This is a genomic window from Thiocapsa sp. C2-2m, assembly GCF_041903745.1.
GTDB lineage: Bacteria > Pseudomonadota > Gammaproteobacteria > Chromatiales > Chromatiaceae > Thiocapsa > Thiocapsa roseilacustris.
This window is the reverse complement of sequence record NZ_JBBWVD010000080.1, coordinates 1-6,567: the sequence shown is the minus strand read 5'-3', so window position 1 is coordinate 6,567 and position 6,567 is coordinate 1. Positions and strand designations below refer to the sequence as shown.

Below are 6,567 nucleotides of genomic sequence, written 5' to 3'. Positions count from 1 at the left end.
AAGACGCATCTCGGCGACTCCATGCTGGCCCGGCGACGACAGGCGTTCAAGGCGCCGAAGCTCGACATGAAAACGGCATGAAAGTTTTGATGGGAAAGCCTGGGCGATTGAACATCCTAGCTTCGCGCTGCACGAGATCGTCTGCGATGCCGAGGGGGAGCCCGTTGACTATCGCTACCTGGATGTCAACCCAGCCTTTGAGCGCATCACTGGCCTGAAGGCCGAGGACATCGTGGGCCGCACCGTCCTAGAGGTGTTGCCCGGCACGGAGAAACACTGGATCGAAACGTTCGGCAAGGTGGCGCTGTCCGGCGAACCGGTCGTCTTTGAAAACTACGCCGCCGAACTCGACAAGCACTTCAAGTTGAATGCATTCAGCCCCGCTGCTGGCCAATTCGTCAGCCTTTTCGCGGACATCACCGAGAGCAAGCGCGCTGCCCTCCAGTTGGCTGAAAGCGAGTCCCGGCGCCTCGCCGAAATGAGCGCCGCCCTCGAAGTCCAGCAGCAGTCGTCCCGCGCCGCATTGAGCCTGATGGAAGACGCGCTTGCCGCCCAGAAGCAGGCCGAGGAAAGCGAAGCGACAGTGCGCAAGCTGTCGCTCGCGATTGAGTAGAGTCCGGAAAGTATCGCGATCACCAAGCTCGATGGCGCGATCGAATATGTCAATGACGCTTTCATACAGATTACTGGCTATTCCCGCGATGAGCTGATCGGGCAAAATCCGCGCGTCCTTAACTCAGGCAAGACGCCGCCGGAAACCTACACTGCGATGTGGGCCGCCCTGACGCAGGGACAGTCGTGGAAGGGGGAATTCCACAACCGCAAGAAGGACGGCACCGAATACATCGAATTCGCCATCATCACGCCACTGCGCCAGCCCGACGGATCGATCAGCCACTACGTGGCGGTGAAGGATGACATCACCGATAAGAAGCGCATCGGCCTCGAGCTTGACCAGTACCGCAATCACCTGGAGGACCTGGTGGCGCAGCGCACCGCTGCATTGAATGAAACGCTGTTTGCGCTTGAGAGCGTCGGCACGGCAATATTCCGCGCCGAGGTGAATAGCGGCAAACTGATCTACGCGAACCGCTATGCCTGTGAGTTTCTGGGTTACTCGCCGGAGGGAATACGGGAGCTGAGCGTTCACGATATCGATGCGCACATTACGGTCGAAACCTATCCCGACGTCGCAGCCAATATCCGCATCAATCGCTTTGTGCGCTTCGAAACGGATCAACGGCACCGTGATGGTCACACGATACCGGTCGAAATGACCGTCTACTTTCACGAAGGCCAGGGAGGCGCCCCCGATTATTTCACTGGCTTTGGAGTCGATATCACCCAGCGCAGGCAATTTGCAGAGTCACTACAACAAGCCAAGGACGCCGCCGAAGCCGCCACCGTCGCCAAGAGCGCCTTTCTGGCCAACATGAGCCACGAGATCCGCACGCCGATGAACGCCATCATCGGCCTCACCCACCTGATGCAACGCGCGGGCGCCACACCGGAGCAGGCGGACCGGCTGACCAAGATCGACAACGCGAGCCGGCACCTGTTGTCGATCATCAACGACATTCTCGATCTGTCCAAGATCGAAGCGGGCAAGCTGCGACTGGAGGATTCCGACTTCAACCTCTCGGCCGTCCTCGACAACGTCGCGTCCATCATCACCCCCGCGGCGCAGGAGAAGGGTCTCGCGGTCGAGATCGACCGCGACGCGGTGCCGGCCTGGCTGCGCGGGGATGCGTTGCGGCTGCGCCAGGCCTTGCTCAACTGCGCCGGCAATGCGGTCAAGTTCACCGATAAAGGTCGTGTCATGCTGCGCGCCCTGCTCCTGAAGGACGACGGCGACGACCTGCTGGTGCAATTCGCGGTCGCGGACACCGGCATCGGCATCACGTCGGAAGCCAGGCAGCGGCTGTTCCAGGCCTTCGAACAGGCCGATGCCACGACGACGCGCAAGTACGGTGGCACCGGCCTCGGGCTCGCCATCACCAGACAGCTGGCGCGGATGATGGGTGGAGATGTCGGCGTCGACAGCACGCCCGGGGTGGGCAGCACCTTCTGGTTCACCGCCCGCCTACAGCGTGGACATGGCGTCATGTCCTCCGACAGGGTCGAACCCACAGGCAATGCCGAGGTGCAACTGCGCCAGCAGTCCCCCGGCAAGTGGCTGTTGCTGGCCGAGGACAACCCCATCAATCGCGAAGTGGCGCTGGAACTGCTGCACGGCGTGGGTTTGGCCGTGGACACGGCCGAGGACGGCCGGCAGGCGGTGGCGAAGGCCGCCGCCCGCGCGTACGACCTGATCCTGATGGACATGCAGATGCCCGACATGGACGGCCTTGACGCTACCCGCGCCATCCGCAAGCTGCCCGGCTGGGAGGCCAGGCCCATCCTGGCGATGACGGCGAATGCCTTTGACGAAGACCGCCAGGCCTGCAAGGACGCGGGGACGAATGACTTCATCACCAAGCCGGTCGAGCCGGACGCACTCTTCGCCACCGTGCTGAAGTGGTTGCCAGCGGGGCAAGAGACCGAACGCGCCGATGACGCGATCGTCGCGCCGGCCCATCGGCCAGGGCATCAGGTCGTGTTGCCGACCCGCTTGACCGAGTTTGCCGGTCTCGAAACCGCCCGCGGACTGCGGGCCCTGGGTGGCAATGCAGTCGCCTATGTGGCCTTGTTGCGGCAGTTTGCCGCCGGCCATCGCGACGATCCGCAATGCCTGCAAGACGCGCTTGCCGCAGGCCAGGCCGAAGCTGCCAGGCAACGACTGCACAAGCTCAAGGGAGCCGCCGGAACCCTTGGCGCGACCGCCCTGCATGCCGCCGCGCTGGTGCTCGAGCACGCCTTGCGCGCCAAGGAGACGGCATCGATACCCAGGCTCGTGGCGGCTCTGCAGACCGAAATGCAGGCCCTGGATGCGGTACTCGCCCAATTGCCCGAGGCGGCAGAAGAGGTACCGGCTCCCGATCCCGAGCGGGCGCTCGCGGTACTTGAGCAACTGGAACCCTTACTGGACCACGACGATACCGCAGCCACCGATCTGTTCGAGCGCAGTCGTCCGCTCTTGCTGGCGACGCACGGGGCGCCAGCCACGCAACTGGAACAGCAAGTGGCGGCGTTCGACTACCCCGGTGCGCTGGTGACGGTGCGCGACCTGCTGCGGCAGGCACTTGAAAATCAATGAGGATGTGACGCTGTCGAGGCCCTTCGCGATCGGGGTCTACGAGGTCACGTTCGATGAATTCGATGCCTTCTGCAACCCAACCGGTCACGTCAAACTGGACGACTCCGGCTGGGATCCTGAACGACGCCCTGTCGTCAACGTGACCTGGGACGACGCCGTCGCTTACACCCGGTGGCTGAGCGTCCTAACGGGCCAACGTCATCGATTTCCGACCGCCGCCGAACGGGAAGCCAACAAAAAGCTGACTGACTTCCTTCAGCAGGAGTGAGATTCAACAAAACCTGTACCGTTCAGGTAGCCAGCTGCCTTACGGCAAGCGCGGCATCGGAGGCTGACCCTTGAAGGTCATCACCAGGGCGGGATAGAGATCGATCGACTGCTTGCGCAGGGTAGACAGATAGGAGCGTACCGTGGCGAAGGCCGCGGCACCTTCGGGCGAGCGGAAACAGCCCGAGACCTTTTGCTTGAGCTTGGGCATGCGCAGGTCGCGTTCGGCTTGATTATGCCGCACTCCCGGATATGCCGCGTGGGTGTTGGCCTGCCCAGTTTTCTTCGTCGGGTCCCTGATGTTCGGTTGTTTTCGAGTCGGCATCGTCATAGCGACTTCAGGAAGGATAGCAGGCTGTCCTGCGGTTGGAATCGGGTTGGCGGGACGCCTGCGGGGTCGCTGTAGCCAAGGGCACGCTCCTCCAGTTGCAGATCGGCATGCAGATACCGATTCGAGTTGAAGCAGCGCCTCCCGGCGGCCAACTTGCTGCACACGACGGAGGCAGCCATCTGGATCATGCTGTCGACTTGCTGCCGGGTGGGCGAATTATCTCAGGCGCGCTGGGAGCACCTCGATCTGGCCAAACAGACATGGTTCATCCCTGGCAGCAACACCAAGAACGCCAAGGATCACAACGTTTTTCTCTCCGACTTCGCCAATGCGCAGTTCCAGGCACTAAAGATCCTGACCGGCAATTCGGATTGGTGCCTGCCGGCCAGAGACGACCGGGGGCATGTCTGTTTGAAGTCCATCACCAAACAGATCAAGGACCGCGTGCGCCATGAACCGCTCTCCAACCGGACCAAGGCCACGGGGGCGCTACTGCTGTCGGGTGGAGCCTGGACGCCGCACGATCCGCGCCGCACCGGAGCGACCCTGATGGGCGAACTGGGCGTGATGGGCGAGGTGATCGAGCGCTGCCTGAACCATGTCGAGCAAAACAAGCTCAAGCGGATCTATCAGCGCCATGAGCTGAAGGCCGAACAGCGGGACGACTGGCGGCGCTTGGGCGACCGGCTCGCGTTGCTGCTAACGACCGAGGAACTTGGCAACGTCGTTATCGGTCAGTTTGCCAAGACCGCGTGATTAGGAAACCTCGGATGCGCAAGCGACGAAGTTCCATCGTCTTGCTGGATGCTCCGAAAGGCGCGACGCAGCGCTCTAGCTTTCGCCGGCCGCTTTTACCTTTATCATCAGTGTATCGACATCCGCTAAAGTAACAGAATTCTTTATTGACTAAGCAGTTCGTCAGTTACCGTATTTGATATAAATTGTTCAAACGCTAAATCCAGCATTTCATTTAAGTTCATTATTTTATACACTCCCCTTTTGGCGTTGCCCTCTGTCAGGTCACGTCACGACTGAGAAGTTGATTTTGACACCTAAGTTTCTCGCCATTTTCGCATACTCAATGCTCTGCGATAGCTCGTCTACTACAGCATCATAATCGTTATTCAGGATGCCAAACCTCGGCTTCTCGGTTGTGATTAACGTCAAAAGTCCGTTGAGAATCCCAAGCGCATCATCGGCGGACTTCCAGACTCCGCTGCGTGCCATCAAGTCGTTCGTCGATTGCATTCCATCGGGTAGCTCATCACCACCGAGGTTGAATTGCATGTCGGTGTGATCGAGCAGACTGCAAAACGGCTCCAACCCGGCTACGCTTGCCAATTTGTCAAGCTTGTCAGCGTGCTTGTACAGCGCCCATTTGTCATTTTCATCAGATGCCACCTCGCCATTATTGAGGAGATGATTTGCCCACAGTACTGTACTCAAAGTTTCCTCCTGACAGCTAAGGTGCCAGCACAGGCACGCGAAGGCGGCTTGCCGACGTAGCGTCCCTTTGGAGGGGCGGGTTAGTCCGCGATTCGCAGCTATGCGTTGGTTCTAACAATGTGCCCTTCATTGTCTCGTAGCTCCCGTATCCACCATTGCACCATTGGATCGCCTTCAATGAACCTCATGTGAGAAGCAATCTTGGACAGGGTAGAACTGTCGGGTTTGAGCAGCTTCTTTACGTACTCGACAACATCCTCAGCCTCGTCTTTGAATTCAAACCCGTCATGATCGAACTCGAAGACGTGGCCTACTTCGGGACCCTCAATTGGAACAAGAATATAGTTTCCGGACTGGGGTGTTTCTCCGATAACCAGGCATGTCCTGACCCAGGCCGGAACACACTCATCACGTTCCTCCTGAGCCAAGTCTTCAATCCAAGCGCTAAAGGCACCATGAAGATCTTCCCACTGGGATGGGTGAGCTATGTACTTTCCAGCATCTCCACTCTTATCGTCGTGATAGAAAAGAATGCTGCCGAAGGTTTCATAAAAGTCGCCAAGTCTTCCGACAGCCGGAAGATCAGCGTGCCCACCAGGGGGGTCAACAGAGTGCGTGAAGCGCACGAACTTTGTTTCATTTTCGTTATGAATCCGTTCGCACAAGAACTCACCGCCGTGTTCCAGAACGGCCGTCTCAAGCTCACACAGCTTCATGCTGCGTTCCTCCTAGTGACCTAACGTCAACCGCAGCCCGCGCCAAGCTGCGGCGACGCGCGAGGCGCCCGCCGCAGTTTGGCGTCGGGCTTGCGGGCTTGTTGGGCGATCTCATTCATTCAAGCCACCAAAAATTGAGCCGGAGAGTAGGCCGGGTTCTCACCGTCGTGTAGGCAGAAGTTCGTGTTCTCTGTTGCCGCCTGGTTTCCCGGCGGTGCCACAATATCTCTGCCATGCGACGACTCGTTCCCGGCCCCTCGCAGAACCGGACTTGGAGTGTTACACCATCCGGCTCCCAGCCCGAGTCGTTCACAGTGGAACAGGGGAGCGATCCAGCGCCCTGTCGACTCCGCATTGACGGCACCCGCCGCAGCGCAGGGCTTCGCACGCACCGCCCAAGGACGGGACACGCCGACTGTGTGAAACGCGCGAGCGTCGTTGCCACGGACAGAGTCCTCACGGTGTAGGGCCGTGTTTCACCCTCGCGTTATCTCAGGCCGCCACCCCTTTGCTCGACCCGCGTTACCGGGCGTCAACGCTCGTATGGATGGCTCCGACTTCCACGCAACGCCGCCCACGTCCTCGCTTTTAACTTGTTCGCGGGTGCCCGC

At 59.9% G+C, this 6,567-nt stretch carries 7 protein-coding genes; 4 read left to right on the top strand and 3 right to left on the bottom strand.

Annotation, left to right across the window (positions count from 1 at the left end):
- The first annotated feature begins 106 nt into the window (after positions 1-106).
- Genes AADX97_RS28225 through AADX97_RS28215 form a run of 3 tightly spaced genes read left to right on the top strand, consistent with a single transcriptional unit; the run spans position 107 to position 3,464 of the window.
- Positions 107-613 (top strand): PAS domain S-box protein, encoded by a 507-nt coding sequence (locus AADX97_RS28225; protein ID WP_374237496.1) that lies wholly within the window; start codon positions 107-109, stop codon positions 611-613.
- A gap of 12 nt (positions 614-625) precedes the next feature.
- Positions 626-3,196, top strand: a complete 2,571-nt coding sequence (locus AADX97_RS28220) for a PAS domain S-box protein (RefSeq protein ID WP_374237494.1) — start codon at positions 626-628, stop codon at positions 3,194-3,196.
- Positions 3,183-3,464, top strand: coding sequence for a formylglycine-generating enzyme family protein (locus tag AADX97_RS28215; RefSeq protein ID WP_374237493.1), 282 nt, complete (start codon positions 3,183-3,185; stop codon positions 3,462-3,464). Before AADX97_RS28220 ends, AADX97_RS28215 begins: the two co-directional genes overlap by 14 nt.
- 39 nt (positions 3,465-3,503) lie before the next feature.
- Here the strand turns inward: AADX97_RS28215 and AADX97_RS28210 are convergent, their stop codons facing one another.
- Positions 3,504-3,674, bottom strand: a complete 171-nt coding sequence (locus AADX97_RS28210; protein WP_374237492.1) for a hypothetical protein — start codon at positions 3,672-3,674, stop codon at positions 3,504-3,506.
- A 246-nt stretch (positions 3,675-3,920) separates the two neighbouring features.
- On the opposite strand from AADX97_RS28210, the gene AADX97_RS28205 reads away from it, so the two are divergent.
- The gene (locus tag AADX97_RS28205) at positions 3,921-4,550 is read left to right on the top strand and encodes a site-specific integrase (protein WP_374237491.1); all 630 of its coding nucleotides are present in this window, start codon (positions 3,921-3,923) and stop codon (positions 4,548-4,550) included.
- A 264-nt stretch (positions 4,551-4,814) separates the two neighbouring features.
- Here the strand turns inward: AADX97_RS28205 and AADX97_RS28200 are convergent, their stop codons facing one another.
- Positions 4,815-5,240 carry a hypothetical protein gene (locus tag AADX97_RS28200; protein ID WP_374237490.1) on the bottom strand — a complete coding sequence of 142 codons (426 nt, stop codon included), beginning with the start codon at positions 5,238-5,240 and terminating at the stop codon, positions 4,815-4,817.
- Between the two features lie 98 nt (positions 5,241-5,338).
- Positions 5,339-5,956: a hypothetical protein gene (locus tag AADX97_RS28195; protein WP_374237489.1), complete on the bottom strand. Its 618-nt coding sequence runs from the start codon at positions 5,954-5,956 to the stop codon at positions 5,339-5,341.
- Positions 5,957-6,567 lie beyond the last annotated feature (611 nt).

Bases quoted from the DNA above. Each gene is read 5' to 3' on its own strand.
- AADX97_RS28195 (WP_374237489.1), bottom strand. From the start codon at position 5,956: ATGAAGCTGTGTGAGCTTGAGACGGCCGTTCTGGAACACGGCGGTGAG.
- AADX97_RS28210 (WP_374237492.1), bottom strand. From the start codon at position 3,674: ATGCCCAAGCTCAAGCAAAAGGTCTCGGGCTGTTTCCGCTCGCCCGAA.